General features: G+C 59.8%; 24 protein-coding genes, 1 tRNA gene and 1 pseudogene. 17 read left to right on the top strand and 9 right to left on the bottom strand.

Annotation, left to right across the window (positions count from 1 at the left end; translation table 11 throughout):
* Position 1 precedes the first annotated feature (1 nt).
* On the top strand, positions 2 to 778 hold the full coding sequence (locus ACIOVB_RS11730) for a divergent polysaccharide deacetylase family protein (protein ID WP_401267788.1): 777 nt from the start codon (positions 2 to 4) through the stop codon (positions 776 to 778).
* Positions 779 to 897: 119 nt separating this feature from the next.
* Complete coding sequence (locus ACIOVB_RS11725; RefSeq protein ID WP_401267786.1) at positions 898 to 2,271, top strand: Vps62-related protein; 1,374 nt, start codon at positions 898 to 900, stop codon at positions 2,269 to 2,271.
* On the opposite strand, the gene ACIOVB_RS11720 is transcribed toward ACIOVB_RS11725, so the two are convergent.
* From ACIOVB_RS11720 to ACIOVB_RS11690, 7 genes are all read right to left on the bottom strand, one after another.
* Entirely contained in the window at positions 2,252 to 3,007 is a 756-nt protein-coding gene (locus ACIOVB_RS11720; RefSeq protein WP_187678878.1) for an ABC transporter substrate-binding protein, read from the bottom strand. The two genes, ACIOVB_RS11725 and ACIOVB_RS11720, sit on opposite strands and share 20 nt — an antisense overlap.
* A gap of 74 nt (positions 3,008 to 3,081) precedes the next feature.
* Positions 3,082 to 3,852, bottom strand: coding sequence for an imidazole glycerol phosphate synthase subunit HisF (gene hisF, locus ACIOVB_RS11715; RefSeq protein WP_007897430.1), 771 nt, complete (start codon positions 3,850 to 3,852; stop codon positions 3,082 to 3,084).
* 9 nt (positions 3,853 to 3,861) lie between these two features.
* Positions 3,862 to 4,599, bottom strand: a complete 738-nt coding sequence (gene hisA / locus ACIOVB_RS11710; RefSeq protein WP_007909210.1) for a 1-(5-phosphoribosyl)-5-[(5-phosphoribosylamino)methylideneamino]imidazole-4-carboxamide isomerase — start codon at positions 4,597 to 4,599, stop codon at positions 3,862 to 3,864.
* 42 nt (positions 4,600 to 4,641) lie between these two features.
* Positions 4,642 to 4,902, bottom strand: a complete 261-nt coding sequence (locus tag ACIOVB_RS11705) for a DUF2164 domain-containing protein (RefSeq protein WP_187678879.1) — start codon at positions 4,900 to 4,902, stop codon at positions 4,642 to 4,644.
* A complete protein-coding gene (hisH, locus tag ACIOVB_RS11700; protein WP_401267783.1) occupies positions 4,903 to 5,541 on the bottom strand; it encodes an imidazole glycerol phosphate synthase subunit HisH in 639 nt (212 codons plus the stop codon).
* On the bottom strand, positions 5,541 to 6,134 hold the full coding sequence (gene hisB / locus ACIOVB_RS11695) for an imidazoleglycerol-phosphate dehydratase HisB (RefSeq protein ID WP_401267780.1): 594 nt from the start codon (positions 6,132 to 6,134) through the stop codon (positions 5,541 to 5,543). The genes hisH and hisB overlap by 1 nt, the downstream gene beginning before the upstream one ends.
* A gap of 271 nt (positions 6,135 to 6,405) precedes the next feature.
* Positions 6,406 to 8,070 (bottom strand): OFA family MFS transporter, encoded by a 1,665-nt coding sequence (locus ACIOVB_RS11690; protein ID WP_187678881.1) that lies wholly within the window; start codon positions 8,068 to 8,070, stop codon positions 6,406 to 6,408.
* A 492-nt stretch (positions 8,071 to 8,562) separates the two neighbouring features.
* Between ACIOVB_RS11690 and ACIOVB_RS11685 the strand changes: the two genes are divergently transcribed.
* From ACIOVB_RS11685 to ACIOVB_RS11615, 15 genes and pseudogenes are all read left to right on the top strand, one after another.
* On the top strand, positions 8,563 to 10,785 hold the full coding sequence (locus ACIOVB_RS11685) for an AsmA family protein (RefSeq protein ID WP_401267776.1): 2,223 nt from the start codon (positions 8,563 to 8,565) through the stop codon (positions 10,783 to 10,785).
* On the top strand, positions 10,782 to 11,849 hold the full coding sequence (gene mutY / locus ACIOVB_RS11680; RefSeq protein ID WP_401267773.1) for an A/G-specific adenine glycosylase: 1,068 nt from the start codon (positions 10,782 to 10,784) through the stop codon (positions 11,847 to 11,849). Before ACIOVB_RS11685 ends, mutY begins: the two co-directional genes overlap by 4 nt.
* Positions 11,846 to 12,118, top strand: coding sequence for an oxidative damage protection protein (locus tag ACIOVB_RS11675; RefSeq protein ID WP_401267770.1), 273 nt, complete (start codon positions 11,846 to 11,848; stop codon positions 12,116 to 12,118). The genes mutY and ACIOVB_RS11675 overlap by 4 nt, the downstream gene beginning before the upstream one ends.
* 102 nt (positions 12,119 to 12,220) lie before the next feature.
* Positions 12,221 to 12,296: transfer RNA gene (locus tag ACIOVB_RS11670), tRNA-Phe, on the top strand.
* A gap of 408 nt (positions 12,297 to 12,704) precedes the next feature.
* On the top strand, positions 12,705 to 13,679 hold the full coding sequence (sbnA, locus tag ACIOVB_RS11665) for a 2,3-diaminopropionate biosynthesis protein SbnA (RefSeq protein WP_401267767.1): 975 nt from the start codon (positions 12,705 to 12,707) through the stop codon (positions 13,677 to 13,679).
* Between the two features lie 6 nt (positions 13,680 to 13,685).
* On the top strand, positions 13,686 to 14,717 hold the full coding sequence (gene sbnB / locus ACIOVB_RS11660) for a 2,3-diaminopropionate biosynthesis protein SbnB (RefSeq protein ID WP_401267764.1): 1,032 nt from the start codon (positions 13,686 to 13,688) through the stop codon (positions 14,715 to 14,717).
* Positions 14,711 to 16,492 (top strand): FAD/NAD(P)-binding protein, encoded by a 1,782-nt coding sequence (locus ACIOVB_RS11655; protein WP_401267761.1) that lies wholly within the window; start codon positions 14,711 to 14,713, stop codon positions 16,490 to 16,492. Before sbnB ends, ACIOVB_RS11655 begins: the two co-directional genes overlap by 7 nt.
* Positions 16,489 to 17,103: a glutathione S-transferase family protein gene (locus ACIOVB_RS11650; protein ID WP_401267758.1), complete on the top strand. Its 615-nt coding sequence runs from the start codon at positions 16,489 to 16,491 to the stop codon at positions 17,101 to 17,103. Before ACIOVB_RS11655 ends, ACIOVB_RS11650 begins: the two co-directional genes overlap by 4 nt.
* Before the next feature lie 17 nt (positions 17,104 to 17,120).
* Positions 17,121 to 18,545: an L-lactate permease gene (locus ACIOVB_RS11645; RefSeq protein WP_401267755.1), complete on the top strand. Its 1,425-nt coding sequence runs from the start codon at positions 17,121 to 17,123 to the stop codon at positions 18,543 to 18,545.
* A gap of 27 nt (positions 18,546 to 18,572) precedes the next feature.
* The gene (locus tag ACIOVB_RS11640; protein WP_401267752.1) at positions 18,573 to 20,051 is read left to right on the top strand and encodes a PLP-dependent aminotransferase family protein; all 1,479 of its coding nucleotides are present in this window, start codon (positions 18,573 to 18,575) and stop codon (positions 20,049 to 20,051) included.
* A gap of 27 nt (positions 20,052 to 20,078) precedes the next feature.
* Positions 20,079 to 20,426 (top strand): hypothetical protein, encoded by a 348-nt coding sequence (locus ACIOVB_RS11635; RefSeq protein ID WP_401267750.1) that lies wholly within the window; start codon positions 20,079 to 20,081, stop codon positions 20,424 to 20,426.
* A gap of 85 nt (positions 20,427 to 20,511) precedes the next feature.
* A pseudogene (locus ACIOVB_RS11630) lies at positions 20,512 to 20,724 on the top strand (DUF1016 N-terminal domain-containing protein); the annotation flags it as partial.
* Positions 20,725 to 20,938: 214 nt separating this feature from the next.
* Entirely contained in the window at positions 20,939 to 21,913 is a 975-nt protein-coding gene (locus ACIOVB_RS11625) for an alpha/beta fold hydrolase (protein WP_401267747.1), read from the top strand.
* A gap of 28 nt (positions 21,914 to 21,941) precedes the next feature.
* Positions 21,942 to 22,355, top strand: coding sequence for a hypothetical protein (locus ACIOVB_RS11620; RefSeq protein ID WP_123470626.1), 414 nt, complete (start codon positions 21,942 to 21,944; stop codon positions 22,353 to 22,355).
* A 6-nt stretch (positions 22,356 to 22,361) separates the two neighbouring features.
* The gene (locus tag ACIOVB_RS11615) at positions 22,362 to 22,805 is read left to right on the top strand and encodes a hypothetical protein (RefSeq protein ID WP_187678893.1); all 444 of its coding nucleotides are present in this window, start codon (positions 22,362 to 22,364) and stop codon (positions 22,803 to 22,805) included.
* A 70-nt stretch (positions 22,806 to 22,875) separates the two neighbouring features.
* On the opposite strand, the gene gabP is transcribed toward ACIOVB_RS11615, so the two are convergent.
* Both gabP and ACIOVB_RS11605 read right to left on the bottom strand, forming a co-directional pair.
* Positions 22,876 to 24,267: a GABA permease gene (gene gabP, locus ACIOVB_RS11610; RefSeq protein ID WP_187678894.1), complete on the bottom strand. Its 1,392-nt coding sequence runs from the start codon at positions 24,265 to 24,267 to the stop codon at positions 22,876 to 22,878.
* A 176-nt stretch (positions 24,268 to 24,443) separates the two neighbouring features.
* Positions 24,444 to 24,698: hypothetical protein (locus ACIOVB_RS11605; RefSeq protein ID WP_401267743.1), on the bottom strand; the 255-nt coding region annotated here is incomplete at its 5' end.

Below are 24,698 nucleotides of genomic sequence, written 5' to 3'. Positions count from 1 at the left end.
GATGGGTTTGCGTTTCCTCTTCGTCCTGTTGTGTTGTCTGGCGGGTACTGCTCACGCAGAGCCCGCCAAACCGACACCGCACAAAGCCTACCTGACGCTGATCATCGACGACCTGGGGCAGAACCTGCCCCGGGATCGCCGCGTGCTGGCCCTGCCTGGCCCGGTGACCACGGCGATCATGCCCGACACACCGCACGCCACCGAATTCGCCCGCGAGGCCCATCGCGCCGGCAAGGTCGTCATCCTGCACATGCCGATGGACCCGGCCACCGGTCCGTTTGCCTGGCATCCGGAACTACCCATCGAAGAACTCGAAAAACGCCTCAACGCTGCGTTCAAAAGGGTCCCCTTCACCGCCGGCATCAATAACCACATGGGCAGTCGCATGACTGCGCAACCGGTAGCGATGGCATGGTTGATGGCGGAATTGCAGCGCCGCCACAAGTTCTTCGTCGACAGCCGCACCAGCGCGCAGACCGTGGCCGCGCAACAGGCGCAGAAGATCGATCTGGCGAGTGTTTCCCGCGATGTATTCCTCGATGACGAGCGCACCGAGGCGGCGATCTTCACCCAGTTGCAGACAGCGATCAGCCTTGCGCACAAACAAGGTTCAGCCGTGATGATCGGACATCCTTATCCACAGACGTTGGCGGTGCTCGAGCGCGAGTTGCCCAAGCTCAAGGCCCAAGGCATCGAGTGGATCGACATCAAGCAGATGATCAGCGTGCGCAGCAATCGCGCCATGGCCGGTCATGGCAAAGACGGCGTGTATCGGTAACACCCGGTCACGAATGTAAATACATAGTTACCGCCAGAGGTCTGGCGCACTTGCTGATAGTGAGACCTGCAACAGGTCGCGACTCCCCTTGAGTCGCCCATCAACTATCAGGACTGACTATGACGACCGATGAACAAATCACTTCGTCTGCCGGGCGAATGAACTCCATAAAAATCGACAACCTGCTGATCAACTTCACGACAGAATTTCTGCGAATCTGGGATACCAGCGGTTTGCAGGCAAAACCTGCAGCCTTCTGGCACCCCACCCCTGCCCCTGATCTGCTACCAGGCTATTTTCCTCTGGGCGACGTCGCCTCTGTCGGTCACGGCAATATCAACGGCACGCGCGTGGTGGCTGTGGTTTGCGAAGCAGACACACCCAGCACCGATCCCGCCAAGGGCAAGGCGCTGTGTCGCCCCGACGATTACCAGTTGATCTGGAAAGATTCCGGCTCAGGATCGAAAAGAGACCTATCGATCTGGAAACCAATCCCCCCAGACGGCTACGTGGCACTGGGGTCGGTTTGCTCAAGCGACCACGAAAAACCTTCGTTCAACGCGGTCCGTTGTGTCCGTGAGGATCTGGTGATTGCATCGAGCGGCACCGAACCGGTCTGGAACGACAAAAGCAGCGGTGCCCGACAAAGTGTGAGCGTCTGGACTGCCGTACCGCCAGCCCCCGCATCGGGTGAGATCCATCTGGCACCGGGCACCTTTACCGGTTTCAGCGGCTACTCAAGGCCGGCCAATGCTCCTGTCTACTCGTTGCGCATGCAGATCCCGCTTCAGGTCAACCCGCAACCAACAGCACCTGTGCTTTGCGGGGAAACGCCAGCGCTTGCGGAGGCTGCGGACAAGCCCACTTACACCGTTCGACTTCCCTGGTTTGCAGTAAGAGACCCGCAACTCCCTCCCCTTGAGCAGCTACGCCTGTCACCTTGCTATCTTCTGGAACGCACGGATCAGTATGTGCTGGTCGGCCATGGCCACAACACAGACGACCAGAGCAAGACGTTCAGATGGACATCTCCCCGTGCGCAGCGAACTGAAAGCCTGCGCACATTCACCCGCATCACCTCGGTCGAGTTTGGCGCTCAATGGCAAACCAGCCTGCCCAACCCGCTCCTGTTTTCGGCGCGACTGAGCCACGATTTCACCCAATGTGAAATTCACGCCAACGAATGGTTAAACACAGCAGCCATTGACGTGGTCGCTGTCGTGGACAAAAACAGATCCGTGGCGGTTTATCTGAAGCAGAGCGACTACCGGCTAATGCGCGCAGACGGTACGCCGGTGACAGGTGGTTTCAGTTACACCGATGGCGCCAGCCTGCACATCAGCCAGTACACGCCCGCGGAGCCTGAAGTCACTGTCGTTGCGCAACAGGAGCCAGAAGTGGAAATGGACACACGGACTCCCGGAGCAGACAACGAAGTCATCGCCTCGCCACCGGAGCCAGATTTGCCGAGCGCTACAGATACCGCGCCATGATGTCGTCAACTACACCTTCTTTGCGCAGTTGATCGAGCGCGGCCTGAAGCTTGGCGACAACGTCGTCGGAAACATCTTTGTTCAGTGCCAGGTACAACTCGGCACTGTTGAAACGCAGCACGGTCTTGAGCCCGGTCACACCATCCTGTCGCGCCAGATATCGGCCGGCAGGATCACCCGTCGCCCACAGGTCGATCTGACCGTTGACCAGCTTCTTCGCATTGTCCTGATCGCGCAGCACGACTACCGGCTTCAGGCCTTGCTTGGTCAGCGTCTCGGCAATCGCATCGCCCTTGTAGGCACCGATCTTGTATTTGCGCGCGTCATTGAGGGTTTCGAGGGTGATCTTGCTGTCAGCCTTGGCCAACAAAATCCAGTCGTCGGGGCCGATCGGGCCGACCCATTTGAAGAGTTTCTCGCGATCCGGCAACCGCGCCATCACGAAGGCACCGTAACCGGGATTTTCCAGCGCCAGTTTGTAGACCCGCTCCCAAGGGAAGCGCAGTGTCAGGCTGTAGCTGACACCGGCACGCTGGAACATCTCGCGCACGATGTCGGTCGCAATACCGTTGATGTTCTCGCCCTGGGCGAAGTTTTTGCCGTTCTTCGCCATGTTGTACGGCGGGAAGTTTTCGGTGAGCAGCACCAGATCGGTGTCGGGACTGTTTTCCGCACGGGCCGTGTTGAGCAGCAACACAGAGGCACTGGCGAGAACAAGAAGCAGGCGTTTGATCATGTCGTGGCTACCGAAATCCATGGCGTGCCCAAGAGTGCCTTGGGTACGCCATGCTGTCCACTGGCCTGTATGGTTTAGCGCATTACAATCCCACGATGCGCCATATACGCTTTGGCTTCCTGCACGGTGTATTCGCCGAAGTGGAAAATACTCGCCGCCAACACCGCGCTGGCGTGACCTTCGAGGATGCCGTCGGCCAGATGCTGCAGGTTGCCGACACCACCGGAAGCGATCACCGGAATGCCCAGTGCATCGCTGATGGCACGGGTCACGCCGAGGTCGAAACCGTTTTTCATGCCGTCCTGATCCATGCTGGTCAGCAGGATCTCACCGGCACCGAGGCCTTCCATTTTCTTTGCCCACTCGACCGCGTCGAGGCCGGTCGGCTTGCGACCGCCGTGGGTGAAGATTTCCCAGCGCGGGGTTTCGCCCGGACCGGAAACCTTCTTTGCGTCGATGGCGACGACGATGCATTGCGAGCCGAAATGCTGCGCCGCTTCGCCAACGAATTCCGGGTTGAACACCGCAGCGGTGTTGATCGAAACCTTATCGGCACCGGCATTGAGCAGATTGCGAATGTCCTGCACGGTACGCACGCCACCGCCGACGGTCAGCGGGATAAACACCTGGCTGGCCATGCGCTCGACGGTATGCAGCGTGGTATCGCGGCCATCGACGCTGGCGGTGATGTCGAGAAAGGTAATCTCGTCGGCACCCTGCTCGTCATAGCGACGGGCGATTTCCACCGGGTCACCGGCATCGCGGATGTTCTCGAACTTCACACCTTTGACGACCCGGCCGTTGTCCACGTCCAGGCAAGGGATGATGCGTTTGGCCAGCGCCATGGTCAGTCCTCAGCCTTTGTACGAATCGCAGAAAGCTTGCGCTTCGGCGACATCGAGAGTGCCTTCGTAGATCGCCCGGCCGGTGATCGCGCCGATGATGCCCGGCGCCTTGGCGTCGAGCAGCGACTTGATGTCACCGAGGTTGTGGATGCCGCCGGAAGCGATCACCGGGATCTTCGTGGCCGCCGCCAGCGCGGCGGTGAACGGCACGTTGCAGCCCTGCATCATGCCGTCTTTGGCGATGTCGGTATAAACGATCGAGGACACACCATCGGCTTCGAACTGCTTGGCCAGATCAATCACCTGCACGGTGCTGATTTCAGCCCAGCCATCAGTAGCGACAAAACCGTCTTTGGCATCCAGACCGACAATGATTTTGCCCGGGAACGCACGGCAGGCTTCAGCCACGAACGCCGGATCTTTCACCGCTTTGGTGCCGATGATGACGTAGCTCACGCCAGCCTTGACGTAGTGCTCGATGGTTTCCAGCGAGCGAATGCCGCCGCCAATCTGGATCGGCAGGGTCGGGTAACGCTTGGCGATGGCCGTGACCACTTCGCCGTTGACCGGCTGGCCTTCGAATGCGCCATTCAGATCGACCAGATGCAGACGACGGCAACCGCCCTCTACCCACTTGGCAGCCATGCTCACCGGGTCATCGGAGAACACTGTGGAATCTTCCATGCGGCCCTGACGCAGGCGTACGCAGGCACCGTCTTTAAGATCGATAGCGGGAATAATCAGCATCTGGCAAACCTTCAAATTTGAATGTTCAGCTTGGCTCGGTAATCAGTTTTTCTCGAGCGCCCACAGGTCACTTTCGATGCTGTCAAACCGCTCCTTGAGGTGGGTCTGCACATCGAAAATCGCCCTGTTGTAATAGTGCGGAGCAATTTCGCGGGTAAACAACTCAAGAATCTCGGCCGCTTCGAATGACCCGAGGTCGAGTTCGAAACGATCTTCCATAAAGCGTTTGATCTTGTGATTGGCCTCGCTCTCCTGCTCGGGAGTGAGGGTCAGGATCGGCGGCTTGGACTTCTTGGCGGCCATTTACCAGCGACCGTCCCACGCGGCGAAGTTCTGCAGCAATTGCAGGCCATGGGTATGGCTCTTCTCCGGGTGGAACTGCACGGCGAAGCGCGAGCCTTCGGCCAGTGCTGCAGCGAAATCGACGCCGTAATGACCGCTGCCCACCACCTGCCGCGCATTGGCGGCGGCGATGTAATAGCTGTGCACAAAGTAGAAACGCGCCACGTCCGGAATGTCATGCCACAGCGGGTGACTCACCGACTGCTTCACTTCGTTCCAGCCCATGTGCGGGACTTTCAGGTGTTCGCCGTCTTCGTGCAGGTCTTTGCCGAAGAACTTCACCGCGCCCGGGAACAGGCCGATGCAGTCGACGCCGTCGTTCTCTTCGCTGGTGTCGAGCAAGGCTTGCATGCCGACACAGATACCGAGGAACGGCCGATCCTTGCTGACTTCACGCACCAACGAGTCAAAACCGAGGCGACGGATCTCCGCCATGCAATCGCGAATTGCGCCAACGCCGGGGAAGACCACGCGGTCGGCTTCACGGATCACGTCCGCATCGCTGGTGATCAGCACCTTGCCGGCACCAACGTGCTCGAGGGCCTTGGCCACCGAGTGCAGGTTGCCCATGCCGTAGTCGATAACTGCAACCGTCTGCATTACAGAACGCCTTTGGTCGATGGCATCTGCCCGGCCATGCGCTCATCCAGCTCCACAGCCATGCGCAGGGCGCGGCCGAAAGCCTTGAACACGGTTTCGATCTGGTGGTGGGTGTTGGTGCCGCGCAGGTTGTCGATGTGCATGCTGACGAGCGCGTGGTTGACGAAGCCCTGGAAGAACTCCTGGAACAGGTCAACGTCGAAGCCGCCAACGGTGGCGCGGGTGTACGGCACATGCATCTGCAAGCCCGGACGACCGGAGAAGTCGATCACCACGCGCGACAGCGCTTCATCGAGCGGCACGTAGGCGTGGCCGTAGCGACGGATGCCTTTCTTGTCGCCGATGGCTTTGGCGAAGGCCTGGCCGAGAGTGATACCGACATCTTCCACCGTATGGTGGTCGTCGATATGCAGATCGCCCTTGCATTCAATATCCAGCTCGATCCTCCCGGGACGGGCGCTCGGATCCAGCCTGTGCTCCAGACATGGAACACCGAGAGCGACTCGGGCCTTTCCGGTGCCATCAAGGTTGATCGAGGCTTTGATCTGGGTTTCCAGAGTGTCGCGCTCGACAGACGCCTTACGTTCGGCCATCACCAGCTCCGCAAAATCATTGGGCGAAAAAGGCAGCCATTATAGGGGCGCGAGGCCGAAACAGAAACACGCGAGGTGATATGGCAGACGGATAGAATGCCCGGCTGTCGCGGGTAGACATGTCCATACAACTCATTTTGGACACCCCAAAAACAAATGTGGGAGCGAGCCTGCTCGCGAAAGCGGTATATCAGCCAACACTGATGTCGACTGACACGCCGTCTTCGCGAGCAGGCTCGCTCCCACAGGGGTACTGCGTTTTAGCGTTTACTTAGTGAAACAATACCGCCGTTTTCTGCAGGGTCACCCACACACCCCACGCCAACGGAATACCGACCGCCAGCCACGCAGCGATAGCCAATGGCTTGCTGCCCGGTGCAGCTTTCCACTCCAGAACGGTGCTCGCATCAGCACCTTTGTCATGACCCAGTGCCTGTTCGGCAGCCAGTTCGGCGTCGGTCATGAAGTACTTGTCGGCCACCGGGCGCACCAGCAGGTTGCACAGGAAGCCCAACACCAGCAGGCCTGCCAGGATGTACAGGGTGATGTCGTAAGCGGCGGCGCGTTCAACGCCGATGCTCAGTTGATACTCACGCAGGTAGTTCACCAGCACCGGGCCGAGCACGCCAGCCGCAGCCCAGGCAGTCAGCAGACGACCGTGAATCGCACCGACCATCTGCGTGCCGAACAAGTCAGCCAGATATGCCGGAACAGTCGCAAAACCACCGCCGTACATCGACAGAATGATGCAGAACGCCGCCACGAACAGCGCAACGTTGCCCAAGTGGCCGAGGTTCGGGATCAATGCGTACAGGGCAAAACCCAGCGCAAAGAACACGAAGTAGGTGTTTTTGCGACCCAGATAGTCCGAGAACGATGCCCAGAAGAACCGGCCACCGATGTTGAACAGGCTCAGCAAACCAGTGAAACCGGCAGCAATCGCGGCAATCGAAGCCAGTTGCCCGGCATCCAGTTGACCGAACGGCACATCAACACCGAGCAACTTGCCACCGAACACTTCCTGCAGCAGTGGCGAAGCCATGCCGAGGATGCCGATACCCGCCGATACGTTCAGGCACAGCACCAGCCACACCAGACGGAATTGCGGAGTTTTCCAAGCCACATTCACGTGCACGTGACGATGAGTGATCATCGAGTTCGACGCTTTCTTCGCCGGCGCAGTCCAGCCCTCAGGCTTCCAGCCGGTAGGCGGCACGCGGTAGGCCAGGGCGCCACCGATCATGAACACAAAGTAGATTGCAGCCATGGCCACAAAGCTTTGCCATACGCCGACACCTTCAGGCGAGGCGAAGTGGCTCATCAGCGCCGTCGCCAACGGCGCACCGACCATCGCGCCACCACCGAAGCCCATGATCGCCATGCCGGTCGCCATGCCGCGCTTGTCCGGGAACCACTTGATCAGGGTCGATACCGGCGAGATGTAGCCCAGACCCAGACCGATACCGCCGATCACACCGGAGCCGATCCACATCAGCCAGATCTGGTGGGTATAAATCCCCAGCGCCGAGATCAGCAGACCGCCACACCAGCACAATGCCGATACAACACCAGCCTTGCGCGGCCCTGCGTGTTCAAGCCAGCCACCCCAGATCGCGGCCGAGCAGCCGAGAAAGATGAAGAACAGGGTGTAGATCCAGCCGAGCATCGAGATCGGCCAGTCGCATTGCGAAGAGAAGACTTGTGCGATGAAGCTCATGTCCGGCGCGCAGGCTACCGGTTTGGTGACGCCCAGCGCCTTGGACAGTGGCAACCAGAACACCGAAAAGCCGTAGGCCATGCCGATGCACAGGTGGATGGCCAGAGCGGCCGGTGGAACCAGCCAACGGTTGAAACCGGGCTTGGCGATGATGCGCTCCTTGGACAGGAACGCAGGCTGGTCGGCGCGAAGGCCGTCCGCCGTGATGCTCGTGCTCATTGTGTATCCCCCAATTATTAGAATGGTTCGCCAGCCACTGTTCACCCTTGGCCTTATGCACGCAGGCATGACCTTTTTTTGGGTGAAGCTCCTTGAAGGCGCGACGTTAAGTCGCAGAAGGACGGACGAACCGGCGAAGGTTACCATTTGCACGTGACAGAAAAACCAAACTGATATCACCTTTTTTCGTGTCATCTGATCTCCTCCTCTGAAGAAGCAGGGAAACGCCGGGATCTTTTGAACCGGTTTTTTCAAAATCAGAAGATCGTCTCGCCGAGAGACGGGTGAACCAAACGCAGAAAATGGCGTCGCAAGCGAGGCCAGGACTATGCCTGCTGGCGCCTGCGGGGCAGCTTGAGATTCAGGCGCTGGCCGCGAAGTTTCAGGTGCTGCTGACGATAACGGCAACATGACGCCACACCGGACCGGGTCGTTGCAGCGCTATACTCCCCGGCTAAATTACGAATTCGACTAAATTACAAGGACTCGCCCATGAAAGCGTTCGGCAAAATCCTGGGTCTGGTACTTCTCGGGCTGTTGCTGATCATTGTGGCGGCAGGCTTTGCCCTGACCCACCTCTTCGATCCCAACGATTACAAAGACGAGATCCGCCAGATAGCCCGCGACAAGGCCCACATCGAGCTGACGCTCAATGGCGATATCGGCTGGAGCCTGTTCCCGTGGCTCGGCCTGGAACTGCACGAGGCCAGCGTTGCCACCCTGGCCAAGCCTGCCGAACCTTTTGCCGATTTGCAGATGCTCGGCCTGTCCGTGCGCGTGCTGCCGCTGTTGCGCCGCGAAGTGCAGATGAGTGACGTACGTGTCGAAGGTCTGAATCTGCGCCTGAACCGCGACAAGAATGGCCACGGCAACTGGGAAGACATCGGCAAGGTGCCGGTAGCGGCTGGTTCCACGCCACCCGCCACCCCAAGCCAACCGGCCAGCGACACCCCGGTAGCGGTGGAAAAACCGGCCCAGCCGATCCGCCTCGACATCGACAGCCTGACCGTCAACAACGCCCGCGTTGAGTACAACGACGAACTCACCGGCAAGCAGTTCAGCGCCGAGAGCATCCAATTGAGCACCGGCCCGGTGCACGATTCGACCAACATTCCGATCAAGGCCACCGCTTTCCTAGGCACCAATCAGCCGGTATTGCGGGTGCGTACCGAACTCAGCGGCGAACTGCGCTTCGAGCGCGCCCTGCAACGCTACAAGTTCGAAGACATGAAGCTCTCCGGCGAAGTGGCGGGAGATCCGCTGCAAGGCAAGACCATGACCTTCTCCGCTCAGGGCCAGTTGCTGCTGGATAAAGCGGCGAACGTCGCCGAATGGACTGGCATCAAGATCTCCGCCAATCAGTTGCGCGCCTTGGGTGAACTGAAGGCTAACGATCTCGACAAGACTCCGCAGATCACTGGCGGCATCTCGATCGCCCAGTTTGATCTAGCAAAATTCGTCGACAGCATCGGCCAGAAACTGCCAGCCATGGCCGAGGGCAGCCTGAGCAAGGTCGAACTGGTCAGCCGTGTTGCCGCGACGCCGACCAGCGTCGCTTTCGACAACATCAACCTGAAACTCGACGACAGCAACTTCAGCGGCCGCATCGCCGTCGAAGACTTCGCCAAACAATCGCTGCGGGCGATCCTCAAGGCCGACACCTTCGACGTCGACCGCTACCTGCCGCCGAAATCGGAAAAAGCTACCAGCGCCACGCAAGTGCGTCAGGCCGAAGTCGCCAGCACCGAAGCCGATGCCATGGCCGGCGCAGGTTCCACGCCGCTGCCGGACAAACCGAGCAAAAGCGCCTGGAGCACCGAGCGCCTGCTGCCGGTTGAGCGTTTGGCCAAACTCGACGTCGACGCCGACCTGACCTTCGGCCAGCTGACCCTCGACAAGCTGCCGATCCAGAATGCCGCGCTCAAGGCCACCGGTCAGAGCGGCCTGCTGACCCTGGAGAACCTGCGCGGTGAGTTGTACAACGGCGACTTCGAAGCCAAAGGTACTCTCGACGTGCGCCCAACGGCACCGGTGCTGAACCTGCAAACCCGGATCAACCGCGTGCCGGTGGAAAAAATCCTCGAAAGCCAAGGCAAGACCCCACCGGTCAAAGGTTTGGTGAACCTCACCAGCAACGTTACCGGAAGCGGCAACAGCCAACAGGCGCTGATCGACTCCCTCAACGGCAACGCCAGTTTCGTGATCAACAACGGCGTGTTGCTCAACGCCAACCTTGAGCAGCAACTGTGCAAAGGCATTGCCACGCTTAATCGCAAAACCCTCAGCGGCGAGCCACGGGGCAAGGACACGCCGTTCCAGGAGCTCAAGGGCAACCTGACGTTCCGCAACGGCATTGCCAGCAACCCGGATCTGAAAGTGCGAATCCCGGGCATGACCGTCAACGGTGACGGCGATATCGATTTGCGCGTGCTGGGCATGGATTACCGCGTCGGCATCATCGTCGAAGGCGACACCAGCGCCATGCCGGACCCGGCCTGCCAGGTCGGCGATAAATTCGTCGGTGTCGAGTGGCCGCTGCGCTGCCGCGGCCCGCTGGAGTTGGGCGCCAAAGCCTGCCGCTTGGATAACGAACGCCTTGGCCAGGTCGCAAGCAAACTCGCCGGCGACAAGTTGAGCGAAAAAATCGACGAAAAATTGGGCGACAAGGTCAGCCCGGAACTGAAAAACGCACTGAAGGGGCTGTTCAAGCGATGAGAGCGGAGCAGTTTTCAGAGGCGGTGCTGGATTGGTTCGACCGCCACGGCCGCCACGACTTGCCTTGGCAGCAGGACATCAACCCGTATCGGGTGTGGGTGTCGGAAATCATGTTGCAGCAGACTCAGGTCAGCACTGTGCTCAATTACTTCGACCGCTTCATGGCCGCACTGCCAACGGTCGAAGCGCTGGCAGAGGCGCCAGAAGACGAAGTGCTGCACCTGTGGACGGGCCTGGGCTACTACACCCGCGCGCGCAATTTGCAGAAGACCGCAAAAATCGTCGTCAGCGAGTACGGCGGCGAGTTTCCGCGCAATGTTGAAAAGTTAACGGATCTGCCGGGCATCGGCTTGTCCACCGCGGGCGCCATCGCCAGCATCAGCATGGGCCTGCGCGCGCCGATCCTCGACGGCAACGTCAAACGCGTGCTGGCGCGATTTACCGCGCAAGAGGGTTATCCGGGCGAGCCGAAGGTCGCCAAACAGCTGTGGGCCAACGCAGAGCGCTTTACGCCGCACGATCGCGTCAACGCCTACACACAGGCGATGATGGATCTCGGCGCTACGCTGTGCACGCGCAGCAAGCCGAGTTGCCTGCTCTGCCCGCTGGAGCGTGGCTGCGAGGCGCACATGCTCGGCCTGGAAACGCGCTACCCGATTCCCAAGCCGCGCAAGGCTATCCCGCAGAAACGCACGCTGATGCCGATGCTCGCCAATGGCAACGGCGCGATTCTGCTGTATCGCCGCCCATCGACCGGTCTGTGGGGCGGTTTGTGGAGCCTGCCGGAACTTGACGACCTCGACGACTTGCAACATCTCGCCGATCAGCACTCGCTGGCACTGGGCGAGCAGCAGGCGCTGCCGAGCCTCGTCCACACGTTCAGCCACTTCCAGCTGTCCATCGAACCCTGGCTGGTTCAGGTGCAGGAGGCCAGCCATCACGTGGCCGAGGTCGACTGGCTCTGGTATAACCTCGCCACCCCGCCGCGCCTGGGCCTCGCCGCCCCGGTCAAAACCTTGCTCGAACGCGCGGCCGCCGTATTGAATGCAGGAGAGTCAGCATGACCCGCACCGTAATATGCCGCAAGTACCACGAAGAACTGCCAGCCCTGGATCGCGCTCCTTTCCCGGGCACAAAAGGTCAGGATATTTTTGACAACGTCTCCGCCAAGGCCTGGGCCGACTGGCAGAAACACCAGACCCTGCTGATCAACGAAAAGCGCCTGAACATGATGAACGCCGAAGATCGTAAATTTCTGCAGGGCGAAATGGACAAGTACTTCTCCGGCGAGGAATACGCCCAGGCCGAAGGCTACGTTCCGCCTGCCGAGTAACCCCGAGAAATCGGGGGCGGATCGTAAGCGACGGAATTAATTTAAGAAATTTTAAAAAAGTCGTTGACGAGAATCCGAAAAACCCTTTTAATGCGCCCCGTTGCCCAGATAGCTCAGTCGGTAGAGCAGGGGATTGAAAATCCCCGTGTCGGCGGTTCGATTCCGTCTCTGGGCACCAAATACCGAAAACCCTGAATCGCAAGATTCAGGGTTTTTTTATGCCTGCGATTTAATCCCCCCGCCTTCTCCCCCTTCTCCCGGTACACCCCAACCCCCGCTGTACTGGAAAAAACCCGAAATCTGTATCTCTCCCCGTGTAGGAAAATTCGCCAGTATTTCTCCAAGCCTTGGCGAGCCAATGACTGGCTCTACTTTGCGCCCCGCAAAACTCTGGGCTCCTGAAGCCCTCAGAGCGCAATACCTGATTTTTTGAATAGATCGGCGTCCACCGCAAGGTCACTTCCCGTCCAGCTAAAAAATCTGAAAACAGACCCAACAGGCGAACTGCATTTACTGCTTTTCAAACATTCCAGGATGAATGCTGGCGCCCCCGTGCGCCCGGCAATAGAGACGAAACGGACGACGTATGATCAAGCAACTTATCAATGAAGACAGTTATGTGCAGATTGGGGATCTTTGCAGCGCGACGATCCAACTGAAAATCGAAGGGCTGAATCCTGCCGGATCGATAAAACTCAAAACCGCGCACGCCCTCGTTACGGATCTGGAAAACCAGGGCCGGATTTCCCATAAAACCCGACTGGTCGAGTCTTCGTCGGGCAATCTGGGGGTCGCGCTGGCCATGGTCTGCGCTGCCAAGGGCTACAAGTTTGTCTGTGTGATCGATCCGAATATCTCTGCGCCGAACAGGAAGCTCATGCAGGCACTGGGTGCTGAGATGATCATGGTTGATCAGCGTGACGAAAACGGCGGTTACCTGAATTCACGTATTCGTTTGATCGAGCAAATGGTCGCGGAAAACCCCGACTACATCTGGCTCAATCAATACAAGAATCCAACCAATCCCTTCGCCCACTATCAAGCGACGGCCAAGTCCATCGCCCGTAAGTTTGCGCACGTGGATTACTTGTTTGTCGGCGCCGGCACGACCGGCACGCTGATGGGCTGCAAGAACTACTTCGCCGAACATCATCCGCACACCAAAGTCATCGCCGTCGATACCGTCGGCTCGGTCACGTTCGGTTTGCCGGGAGGAACGCGACATATTCCGGGGCTCGGCACCAGCCGCCTGCCGGAGATATTCGAGCCGTCCGGTATTCACGACTTCCTGTCGATTCCCGAGGAGCAGACGATCAAGGTCTGCCGCTGGCTGGCGCAACGCTACGGCCTGCTCTTCGGCGGCTCCACCGGCACTGTCCTCGCCGGCATCCAGCAGTGGGCGCCGCACATTCGTCCCGACGATGTCGTTGTGGCGATCTCACCGGACATGGGTGAGCGCTACCTCGAAACCATCTATTCCGACGACTGGGTTTCCCAGCGCATCGGCGCAGCAGCGCTGCATCCCCTTTTCCCAGAAATCGCTCTGGCACTTTCGGCGTAATCCCCAATGACCACTCAAACTTCGATTCAACCGTTCCACGTCATTCCCGGTGCAGTCGTGAAGGACATCCTCAACGGACTTCGTCAGGAAGCCATCGAGATCGTCGCGCAGACTTACCTCACCCATGAACGTGGCGAGACCGTTAACCCCGACAGTTACTTCCTGCGTTTTCCGGCGGAGCCGGCGAACCGGATCATTGCCCTGCCGGCGGCGATCGTCGATAGCGAGGGTGATCAATCGGTCTCCGGAATCAAGTGGATTGCCAGCTATCCCGACAACATCAAGTCGGGTATCCCGCGCGCTTCGGCGGTGCTGATCCTCAACGATCCGGACACCGGTTATCCCTACGCCTTACTGGAAGGTGCGTTGATCAGTGCTGTGCGCACGGCGGCGTCGGCGGTGCTCGGCGCCTGGTGGCTCAATGGCCAAAGTCGCAGCGCGCCAAAGCTGTCGATCATTGGTGGAGGGGTGATCTCGCGCAACATCCTTGAGACGTTCATCGCCGACGATTGGTCTTTCGATAGCGTTGGCATTCACGATCTCAACGCAGAATCAGCTCAGGCGCTGTCGGCATTCGGCAAGCAACTCGGATTACCGGATGTGCAACAGTTGTCGCTGCAGGACGCACTGACCGCCGACATCGTGGTGTTCGCTACCAGCGCCGGCGAGCCCTATGTCAAAGGCAGCGGGACATTCCGCCCAGGGCAGATTGTGTTGAATATCTCGCTGCGTGATATCGGCGCAGAAATCATCGAGGAAAGTTACAACTACTTCGACGACGTGACCCATTGCCTGAAGGCCAATACATCGCCGCATCTGGCCGAGCAAAAGTACGGTCATCGCGAGTTCGTCACCGGCACCGTGGCGCAATTGATTCGCGGCGATCTGCAAGTCGCCACAGACAAACCGCTGATCTATTCGCCGTTCGGCATGGGCATTCTCGATCTGGCGATTGGCCGGATGATCCACGACATCGCGGTCAAGGACGGCTCGGCGGTCGCCATCCCGTCCTTCTTCGGGGAGGAGCGCAGATGGTGAATTCGCCTCTGCACATCGGCCTGGTCGGCTGCGGATCGCGCGGGCTGTCGATTTTCGAACGCCTGTTGAGCCTTGCTGAAGAGCGCCCGGAGCAACACGTCGTGATCGACATCTTCGATCCCAATGTGCTCGGTAGCGGCGCGCACCGGCCAAACCAACCGGACTACCTGCTGCTCAACACCGTTGCCGGTCAGCTCGGGGTATTTCCGGACGCGGCGGCATTCGGCAACCTTGCGGATGCACGGGAACGATCGGGGCCGGACTTCCTGACGTGGTGCCGCGCGCAGCGGCTCAAGGTCGATCCGGACAGCGGTTTGCTCGCCGCCAATGGACGCGATGTCGAGCCAGAGGACTTCCTGCCGCGCTACTTGCTCGGCGCTTACCTGGCCGACGCCTTTGCGCGAATCCTCGCCACCGCTCCTCATTGGGTGACGGTGAATCTGCATCAGCACGCCGTCACGGCTGTTGAGCGCAACGAGGGTTCTCATTACGTTCTGAAAACCGCTTCAGGTGCTGCGGTGACGGTGGATCGGCTGATCCTGACGGTCGGCCACACCGGTCGCCTGCAAACGGCTGATCACCAACGCGTTGAGAACATCTATCCACTGCCCGGCAGCCTCGACACCATCGAGCCCGGCGAGACCGTACTGATCGAAGGGCTGGGGCTGGGCGCAATGGACACCTTGGCGGCCCTCACCTCTGGACGAGGCGGACACTACAAGCGGATGGCCGACGCCAGTCACGCCTATGAACCCTCAGGTCAGGAGCCGGTGATCTTTATCCAGTCACGGGACGGGCTGCCGTTTCGAACCCGTCCCAATGGTCTGATAGAAAATCCTCGCCACCACGCCGTGCTGCTGACGAGTGCGCGCATCGAAGCCTTGCGGGCAAATGCACAACACCGGCAGCTGGATTTCGAGCAGGACATCCTGCCGCTCATGCTGCTTGAGATGCGGGCGGCGGCCGTGGCCGTGGTACTTGGCGAATCAGGGCGGGAGCAGGTGCTGGCAAAGCTCAGAGCCGTCAGTGTTGCGGGCAATCCCGGTGTTGTCGCTTGCGAGGCGCTGCTGCGCGATTACGAAGCGACCGGCGGCTCCATCAACCCGCTAGCGCTGATCTGGCACGCACTGCCCGACGACGTGACGCCTTACAACTATCACGCCTGGATCTACGACACGATCGAAGCCGACCTGCACGAATCGCGGCTTGGGCGTGGGGAATCGGCGATCAAAGCGGCCATCGAGGTCTGGCGCGATCTGCGTGACCGACTGCGCGAAGCCGTGGATTTCGACGGGCTGACCGACGCCTCGCATCGCCAGTTCTACGGCCGTTGGCACAAGGCGATCAACCGCCTCGTTGCCGGCCCGCAGAAAGAGCGCCACGCCGACCTGCTCGCCCTGTGTGACGCAGGCCTGCTGACGTTTCTCAAGCCCGGCTCACGACCGGCGATAGACAACTTCCGGCGTATCGCCGGTTATGTCCAGGGCAGTGGCGTGAACAACAGCGACTGTGCACCGGTGCGCGATCTCGCGCGCCTGGGGCTTATCCGCCCGAGAACCAACGAGCCGGGCATCGACGGCATCGATGTCGACGCGGCGTGCCACCCCAAATCGGTTTCGGGCGAAGCGGTACGCAACATCTGGGTGCTCGGTCCGCTCGCCGAAGGCTCTTGCTACTACAACCACTACGTCACTTCGGCGGGTGCGCCCTCGCGTCTGTTCATGGACGCTCATCGCGCGGCCACTGCAATCCTTGAGGCAGGTACTCCAGCATGAAACTTTTCTACCAGACGCATTCGCCCTACGCCCGCAAAGTACTGGTGCTGGCTCACGAACTCGGAATGGCTTCGAACCTGGAAGTCATCCACCACGAGACCAGCCCGACGTCGCCGAACGCGGTCATCTACAAGGCCAACCCGCTAGGTAAAGTCCCGGTGCTGATGCTGCCCGACGACACGGCGCTGTTCGACTCCATCGTGATTTGTGAATACCTCGACGACCTGAGTGACGGGCCGAAACTCATCCCGGCAAGCGGCCCCGAGCGCTATAAGGCGCTGCGCCTTCAGGCCTTGGCGCAGGGCATGTGCGATGTCGGCATCAAGCTGCGCTGGGAAGTCGAGCGCCGCCCGGAGGCCTTGCGTTATCCGGCCTACGCCGACGGTCAAGCCTACAAACTCAAAGAGGCTTACCGCTTCATCGAAGAACACGTGGACCTCAATGGCCCGATCACTATCGGCCACGTTGCCCTGGCGACCGCGCTCGACTGGATTGCCTTTCGCCAGCTATCAGACTTTTCCGCTCAAGCACGCCTGACCGAGTGGTATCAGACTTTTTGTGAGCGCGCTTCCATGCGGGCGACCGAGTACAGCGGGCAGACTCACGATTAAGTTAAGGAAAACTGTGTATGAGCTCTCTCTTGTTGCAAATGTCACCCATCGCTCTGGTCATCGCATTGATCCTGATCGTCCGTCGGCCGCCGGTACAAGCCGCGCTGGCGGGTGTGGTGCTGGTGCTGGTGCTGTGGGCACTGGGCGCGGCCGGACCTGTGTCCGCCGCGATCACCTCGGCGATCTTTCAGGACACCACGATCCTGTTTCTCAGCACCGCGTGCGTGATCGTACCGGGGCTGGCCTTCGTCATTCTGGTTGAGCGCGGAGGTGCACCGCAGGCCATCGGCGCCTGGGTCAAGGAGCTCGGCTGGACGCCACCGGCACAAGTCATCTTCATCGTGCTGGGCCTGGCGCCACTGCTCGAAGCAATGACCGGTTTCGGCGTCTCGCTGATCGCTACCGTGCCCTTGCTCATGGGCCTGTTCACCCGCCAGTCGGGGATGAAAATTGCCTTGGCCGGCATGGTCATCATGCCGTGGGGCACCTTGGGTCTGGCCACTGTGATTGGTGCGTTGCTGGCGCATTTACCGGCGCAAACCCTCGGTAGTCATTCAGCGCTGATCAGCGCGCCGGTGTTCCTCTGCCTGGCCGCCATCGCCATGTGGCAGGGCGGCATCCGCACTGTTTCGCCGTGGCTTGGGCTGATCGTGGTGACGGCATTGTTCGTCGCGGTACTGTTTTCCATCAACCTGTGGATCGGCCCGGAAGTTTCCGGTGTGCTGGCCGGTCTCGCCGTGGCCTGCGTAGGGCTGGGCATCTCCTACGCGCAACGCAAGAAACTGGTGCGCTGGCCGAGCGCGGCATGGCCTTATCTGGCCTTGCTGGGGGTGATCGTGGCGTCGCGCGGGTTGTTTGTGCTGTCGGGCTGGGATGCGCTGTGGATCATCAAGGGCGAGCACGTTTCGTGGAAGCCTTTGGCATCCCCGGGCCTGGCGCTACTGATCGTCACCCTGCTGATGGCCATCAAACAAAGCGCCGCAGCGGGTTTCCCCTGGCGTGCGCTGTTCAACCGGGCGAAGTTTCCGGTCACGACGATTTTCCTGTTCCTCCTGCTTTCTCAGGTGATGGTCAATGCCGGATTCCTCGTCGAGGCGCAGCGCACGCTGCAATCACTGTCGGGGCTTTCCCTGGCGCCAACGATCGCCTTGCTGGCGGGTATCGCCGGTTACGTCACCGGTTCCAACGTCGGCGGCAACACCCTCGTCATGCCGTCCATTGCCGCCCTGACCAGCGAACACGGCGCGTGGCTGGCCGCGATGGTCAACAGTGCCGCCGGGCATGGTGCGCTGGGATCGCTGTCGATTCTGTCGCTGATCACCGGGCTGGCGGGCGCCAATCGGCATGAAGAGAACAACCTGATCCGATTCGCCTTCGGCCTGGTCGCCCTCAACATCGTCATAGTTGCTGCAACGGGAGTCGTTTTGCTCTACTTTCTCTGAATTGTTTCGAGAAATAACAGAGAACTTATGGACAGGTTTGATTTACCGGACAAACGCTGGCGGATCGTCAAGGACTGGATTATTCGTCAGATCGAAAGTGGTGATTGGGCAGCCGAAACAAAACTGCCCTCGATCCGCACCCTGGCACGAATGTTTGAAACCAGCATCACCACCGTTCAGCGCGCCTTGGCTGATCTGGAAGCCGATGCCTATGTTTCGACCAAACCCCGAATCGGCTATTTTGTTTCGGCCTCGGGACATGCAAAACCCGCCAGTGGTTTCGATTTCTCAAGCGTCACCGTCAACGTCAATCATGCGGTGGTCGCGATGCTCTCCCAAGCCGCCTCGCGCACCACCGCGTCGTTGAACTCTGCGGTCCTGCACAGCGACCTCACGCCGAATGTGCTCCTCAACAAATGCCTTTCAGTGCTGGCCGGCAAGGCTGACAACTCGCTGACAGGACTCGTCGCGCCACCCGGCCTGCCGGCGCTGCGACGGCGCATCGCCGGGCTGATGCTGACCCGCGGCGTAGTCTGCGGGCCGGACGATATCCTCGTGACCTCGGGCGACACCATTGCCCTGGAACTGGCCCTCGAAGCCGTCGCGCCAAGAGGCGCTACGGTCGCCATCGAAACCCCGACCTATTACGGCATCTTGCAGACCATTGAACGCCTGGGCATGCGCGCCTTGCCGATCCGCACGCACGGCAGACTGGGCCTGGACGTGGATCATCTCGAAGAAGCGCTGAAGCTGAAAAAGGTCGCGGTGATCTTTCTCAACCCAACGCTGCAGAATCCCCGTGGTTTCATCATGCCCGACGAGACGCGCGCACGGCTTTCGCAAATCGCACGCGAAGCGGACGTGCCGATTATCGAGGACGACATTTTCTTCGATCTGGTGCCAGAAGCGGACCGCCCGCGCGCCATCAAGAGCTACGACACCAGCGGGCAGACGATCTACTGCTCGTCATTCTCCAAGACCGTCGCGCCCGGTTATCGCGTTGGCTGGTGTCTGGCCGGCAAATACCGCAATGCCATTCTGGCGCAGATGTTTTCACGCAACCTGGCGGTATCGAGCCTTGCGCAAAACGTTCTCAACGAATTTATCGGGCGCGGCTACATGGAAGAACACTGCGCCAGGCTCCGCTCGCAACTGTCTTCGCTGGCGAGCTTTGTCGAAGCACTGGTGCGCACGGACTTCCCCACGGGAACCGTGTACGTGCCACCGCGCGGAGGCTTCATCCACTGGATCGAACTGCCCGGGCACACCGACATGTCGGCACTGCAGCATTTGGCCACCGAACGCGGTTGCCACGTGGCCGGCAGCGGGATCTTTTTCGCCGACGGCCATGCAACCACAGGCGTGCGCATCTGTCTTGGCACAGCGCTGACCCCGGGGGTGATCGAGATCTTGAAGGTGATTGCCGAGTGTGCGCACCTCGCCGGGCGACCGCCAAAAACGCAAGGCCAATTGACTCACCAACGAGAAGAGCCGGCAGTTTCCTGACCGTACAAGGACGTTCGCAGAATTGCCATGAATCAGAAACGAACCCGCATCCCCCTGCCCCACCCGCCACCGTATCGCCAGAGCCGTGCGACCTTCTGGCTGACCGTGTTCGTTGGCGTGCTGATTGCCTTCGCTATCAGTGCATCGATTTATACGTTGATCGAAAACTGGATCAGCGGCTCGATCACCACAACCAACCGCGGCCCGAAGGACACCTATACCCTGGCCCTACAACCACGGCGATTTTGGATAGAGTTCGTGTCGCAGTGCATAGGTACCGTGTTTCTGCTGCTGATTGGCGTGTTCGGGTTGTGGATTTATCGCAAAGTGCAGGCGCCTGCGGAGAAGCCGAAGGGCAAGCGCACGCGACGCTAATCAGATCGGATTGACGTAGTCCACAGGCAGCAGAACGGTGCCCAGCGCGGCGTCTACGGGCAGGGATACGACAGTGATCAGGGGGTATGGCAAGCAGTTACTGCCGACACTGGCGAAAGAGCTGACGGCTCAATTCGGGAAGGGCTTTGATGCCTCCAACCTTCGGTACATGCGCCTGTTTTATCAAGCATTTCCAATTCGTGACGCAATGCGTCTCGAATTGAGCTGGACCCACTATCGCAGGCTCCTGCGGGTCGAAAACGACAAGGCACGTCAGTGGTACATGGATAAATGCGCGACCCTCAAGCTCAGTGAGGGCGACAAGCCGACCGTCGGGATCACTTTGTGCGCGCAGAACAACGAGGCGGTCGCGCGTTACTCGATCTTCAAAGGTAATGAGTAACTGTTCGCCAGCAGCTACAAAACGGTGCTCCCAAGTGTGGAAGAACTGCGGATTGTCCCTTGGGCGTACCGAGATTATTGTTGGCAGCTACCCGCGAAGGTCGAACGCCATGAGTTTTCAGGACACGCCCGAATTGGCAGATGTGCAGCAAACGTCGTCATCGGCAGCGCAGTTACAAGGTGAACCCATCAAGGAAACAGCCGCCGACGGTTTTGTCCTTGGTGGTTTCACCTGGCGGCATGCCCTGCCCGATGTCCAGCGCCCGGTGGTGATCATCAACGCGGCCACGTCGGTACGCTGTCGTCATTACTCGCGGTTCGCCGCTTATCTGTTTGCCAATGGCTTCGATGTCATCACTTACAACTACCGTGGCATCGGCGAATCGCGTCCCGGCTCAATGAAAGGGTTGCACGCTTCGTGGACAGACTGGGGCGCACTGGATTTCGAAGCGATGCTCAAACGCGCGCAACGGGAATTTCCCGGACAGCCCATCGATGTGGTCGGGCATAGTTTTGGTGGCTGCGCTGCGGGGCTCGGTGAATCCGGGCAGGTCATCCGACGGTTGGTAACGGTCGGCGCGCAGTTCGCTTATTGGCGCGATTACGCACCCGAACAGCGCTGGCGCATGTTCGGCAAATGGCATGTGCTGATGCCGCTGCTGACGCTGATCTGCGGCTACTTCCCTGGTAAACGTCTCGGCTGGCTGGAAGACACGCCGGCAGGCGTTGTACGCGACTGGAGCACGCCCTCGCCGCGTTATGAAGGGCGGCCAAGCGGCCGGGTGATGCTGGCGAAAACCGGGCATCTGCCCTTCTCAAACCTGCGTGCGCAAACCTTGGCGATCAGCATCAGCGACGATCCCTACGGTACGATTGCGGCCATCGAACGCCTGCTCAATTACTTCAGCAACGCCTCGAAAACCCATCTGCGCATCGAACCGCAGGACGTTGGCGAGCAACAAGTCGGACATTTCGCCTTTTTTCGCAGCGCATACCAAGCCACACTATGGCCCATCGCTCTGACCTGGCTGCAAACCGGCGAACTGGCCCCCGACACACCCGGGCGGCAAGTACCGCGCAGCTGAGCCCCTCCAACGCACGACGGAACACATCATGGCCTCCGCCAACAAGCAGCAAAAACGCGCCGCCCGGGCCAAAACCAAGGCCAAGCAGAACCGCACCAAACGCGCCGAAGCACCGGTCGAGCTGGACCCGAACGATGATCGCATCGACTTCGAATCGGTGGACCTGACCGAACTGTTCAAGAAAATGATCGACGCCGAGAAGATCAGCCAGCAAGCCCTGTGCACCGCGTTCCTCGAAGACCCGTTGCTGGAATTGGTCTTTGAACAGGAAGGCGAAGAAGGCGCGATGGATTTCATCCTCGCCGCACTGATCGAGTATCGCCAGTGGTCGCAGGAAACCGACGAGGCAGGTGCCTTGGCGTGGATTGAATCCCCGGCCTTCCAGGCCGACTATGTGGCGGCCTCCGACGCGATCGCTGCACAAACCCAACAGAAGAACTGAGTTCCCATGGCATCCCTGAACAAGCAACAGAAACGCGCCAAACGCGCCAAGGCCAAAGCCAAGCAAATCCGTATGGTCGGCCGCAAACCGCTGGATCAGGACGACGACCTCGGCCACCTCGCCGAGCCGATCCCGGAATACACCCTGGCGATGTTCAGCAAAATGCGCGACGCCGAAGCTGTCAGCCGTAACGAGATGCTGCTGACACTGCTGCGTGAACTGGCGTTCATCATCGTCGATCACCCTGAACTGCTGGACATGGAAAACGCCGAAAACGAAGGCATGGCCGCCACCCACCTGGCCGCCGACATGCTGATCGACTACCGCATGTGGGCCGACGGCATGGACATCGAAACCGCCCAGGCCTGGCTGAGCGAACCGCAGTTCATCACTGACTTCGGGATTGCGCTGGATACTTACGGCAAGTCGCAGGAAGAGAAGAGCGAATAAACACCGCTCACAAACAAAAACGGCCGCTCGTCATCACTGACAGCGGCCGTTTTGCATTACGCGTTACGGATCAGTTCAACACCACCGCGCCACGTTTTTCCAGCTTGCGGCGGCGTGCCACCAGCAGGCCGGTAGCGACTACCAGCAGGCTCAACAGACCGGTGGCGAGGATTTCCACGCGGTGCGCTTCCTGGAACAGCATGATGGTCAGGGCCGCCACGATGAAGATGATCACCGCGTAGGTCAGGCCCGGGAACAGCCACATGCTGAAGACGATTTTCTCGCCGCGAGCCATGCGCTGTTTGCGCATACGCAGTTGCGAGAACGCGATCACCAGGTACACCAGCAATGCGATGGCGCCGGAACTGGCGAGCAGGAATTCGAACACCGCAGCCGGGGCCACGTAGTTGGCGAATGTGCACAGGAACGCAGCACCAGTGGACAGCATCACCGCCCAGTAAGGCGTACCGCTTTTGTTGACCCGAGTCGACATGGCTGGGGCGTCACCGCGTTTGCCAAGGGAAAACAGCATGCGCGACGAAGTGTAGAGCGCCGAGTTCAGGCAACTGGTTACCGCGACCAGCACCACGATGTCGACGATCATTTTCGCGTTCGGGATGCCCATGCGCTCAAGCACGGTCTGGTAAGAACCGAGGTTGGCCAGGGTAGGATCGTTCCACGGCACCAGGGCCACAACGATGAAGATCGACACGAGGTAGAACAGGCCGATCCGCCAGATCACCGAGTTGGTGGCCTTGGAGATTTGCTTGCCCGGGTTCTTCGATTCCGCAGCCGCGATGGTCACGATCTCGGTACCCATGAACGAGAACATGGTGGTCAGAATCGCGCCCAGCACTGCGCCCATGCCGTTTGGCAGGAAGCCACCGGAGTCGAACAGGTGCGAAACGCCGCTGACCTGGCTGTTTGGCAGGTAACCGAAGATTGCCGCCAGACCGAGAATGATGAAGCCGATGATCGCCAACACTTTGATCAGGGCGAACCAGAATTCGAACTCGCCGTAATTCTTCACGCTGAACAGGTTTGTCACGGTCAGCAACATGGTGATGATCAGAGCAAACGCCCAGATGCCCACATCGGGGAACCACGCGTGCAGGATGGTCGCGGCGGCGTTGGCTTCCAGCGGAATCACCAATACCCAGAACCACCAGTACAGCCAGCCGATGGTGAAACCGGCCCAATGGCCGATGGCACGGTCAGCGTAGGTCGAGAACGAGCCGGTGTCCGGCGAGGCAACCGCCATTTCGCCGAGCATGCGCATGACCAAAACCACGAGGGTACCGGCGGCCGCATAGGCCAACAGCACGGCAGGGCCGGCGGCAGCGATGGCGTGGCCGGAGCCAACGAACAGACCTGCGCCGATAACACCGGCGATCGACAGCATGGTCACATGACGCGGTTTGAGCCCCTGTTCGAGGCCATTGGAGCTTGGGGTACTGCTCATCGAAACTACCTTTGCAAGGAAAGCGATTGCGTCCGGCCCGTCTGGTTTTTCCTTCTCGTAAAAAGAATCCAACGGGGCGTTCCTTATTCTGCACGCAATATTTGCGCCAAAATGTTTCAAACTCTTCTGGGCTGGGGCTTTGCGCGCGACCGGACAGTCATCGCAAGTCATTGGATTTAATGGCAATCCGCCAGAGCGTTACCCAGCGACTCACTTTCCAGACGAAACAGCGCACCAGAAACACACTGAAAAAGTGTGGGATGCACAATAAAAGGGCGAATCGGGAACGTTCGGCCGGATAGCGCTTCCAACACCCCGCCAAAGCTGGCAACATCGCGCCTTTTTTTACGCGACACCCACGGGTTTGCACGTTCAAACAGCCGTTCGGTTGTTGATGGGGCGACAGTCTGCTGCGCCGATGCGACAACCTG

Source organism: Pseudomonas sp. NPDC087639 (assembly GCF_044743385.1).
In the GTDB taxonomy this organism is placed as follows: domain Bacteria; phylum Pseudomonadota; class Gammaproteobacteria; order Pseudomonadales; family Pseudomonadaceae; genus Aquipseudomonas.
This window is presented reverse-complemented; position numbering and strand designations above follow the sequence as displayed.

What these genes read in the sequence shown, in the direction of transcription:
- ACIOVB_RS11625 (WP_401267747.1), top strand. Translation starts at nt 20,939, where the DNA reads ATGAGTTTTCAGGACACGCCCGAATTGGCAGATGTGCAGCAAACGTCG.
- ACIOVB_RS11720 (WP_187678878.1), bottom strand. Translation starts at nt 3,007, where the DNA reads ATGATCAAACGCCTGCTTCTTGTTCTCGCCAGTGCCTCTGTGTTGCTG.
- hisB (WP_401267780.1), bottom strand. Translation starts at nt 6,134, where the DNA reads ATGGCCGAACGTAAGGCGTCTGTCGAGCGCGACACTCTGGAAACCCAG.
- hisF (WP_007897430.1), bottom strand. Translation starts at nt 3,852, where the DNA reads ATGGCGCTGGCCAAACGCATCATCCCTTGCCTGGACGTGGACAACGGC.
- ACIOVB_RS11705 (WP_187678879.1), bottom strand. Translation starts at nt 4,902, where the DNA reads ATGGCCGCCAAGAAGTCCAAGCCGCCGATCCTGACCCTCACTCCCGAG.
- sbnA (WP_401267767.1), top strand. Translation starts at nt 12,705, where the DNA reads ATGATCAAGCAACTTATCAATGAAGACAGTTATGTGCAGATTGGGGAT.
- ACIOVB_RS11675 (WP_401267770.1), top strand. Translation starts at nt 11,846, where the DNA reads ATGACCCGCACCGTAATATGCCGCAAGTACCACGAAGAACTGCCAGCC.
- ACIOVB_RS11615 (WP_187678893.1), top strand. Translation starts at nt 22,362, where the DNA reads ATGGCATCCCTGAACAAGCAACAGAAACGCGCCAAACGCGCCAAGGCC.
- ACIOVB_RS11645 (WP_401267755.1), top strand. Translation starts at nt 17,121, where the DNA reads ATGAGCTCTCTCTTGTTGCAAATGTCACCCATCGCTCTGGTCATCGCA.
- ACIOVB_RS11655 (WP_401267761.1), top strand. Translation starts at nt 14,711, where the DNA reads ATGGTGAATTCGCCTCTGCACATCGGCCTGGTCGGCTGCGGATCGCGC.
- mutY (WP_401267773.1), top strand. Translation starts at nt 10,782, where the DNA reads ATGAGAGCGGAGCAGTTTTCAGAGGCGGTGCTGGATTGGTTCGACCGC.
- ACIOVB_RS11635 (WP_401267750.1), top strand. Translation starts at nt 20,079, where the DNA reads ATGAATCAGAAACGAACCCGCATCCCCCTGCCCCACCCGCCACCGTAT.
- ACIOVB_RS11650 (WP_401267758.1), top strand. Translation starts at nt 16,489, where the DNA reads ATGAAACTTTTCTACCAGACGCATTCGCCCTACGCCCGCAAAGTACTG.
- ACIOVB_RS11725 (WP_401267786.1), top strand. Translation starts at nt 898, where the DNA reads ATGACGACCGATGAACAAATCACTTCGTCTGCCGGGCGAATGAACTCC.
- ACIOVB_RS11620 (WP_123470626.1), top strand. Translation starts at nt 21,942, where the DNA reads ATGGCCTCCGCCAACAAGCAGCAAAAACGCGCCGCCCGGGCCAAAACC.
- hisH (WP_401267783.1), bottom strand. Translation starts at nt 5,541, where the DNA reads ATGCAGACGGTTGCAGTTATCGACTACGGCATGGGCAACCTGCACTCG.
- ACIOVB_RS11690 (WP_187678881.1), bottom strand. Translation starts at nt 8,070, where the DNA reads ATGAGCACGAGCATCACGGCGGACGGCCTTCGCGCCGACCAGCCTGCG.
- ACIOVB_RS11640 (WP_401267752.1), top strand. Translation starts at nt 18,573, where the DNA reads ATGGACAGGTTTGATTTACCGGACAAACGCTGGCGGATCGTCAAGGAC.
- hisA (WP_007909210.1), bottom strand. Translation starts at nt 4,599, where the DNA reads ATGCTGATTATTCCCGCTATCGATCTTAAAGACGGTGCCTGCGTACGC.
- ACIOVB_RS11730 (WP_401267788.1), top strand. Translation starts at nt 2, where the DNA reads ATGGGTTTGCGTTTCCTCTTCGTCCTGTTGTGTTGTCTGGCGGGTACT.
- gabP (WP_187678894.1), bottom strand. Translation starts at nt 24,267, where the DNA reads ATGAGCAGTACCCCAAGCTCCAATGGCCTCGAACAGGGGCTCAAACCG.
- ACIOVB_RS11685 (WP_401267776.1), top strand. Translation starts at nt 8,563, where the DNA reads ATGAAAGCGTTCGGCAAAATCCTGGGTCTGGTACTTCTCGGGCTGTTG.
- sbnB (WP_401267764.1), top strand. Translation starts at nt 13,686, where the DNA reads ATGACCACTCAAACTTCGATTCAACCGTTCCACGTCATTCCCGGTGCA.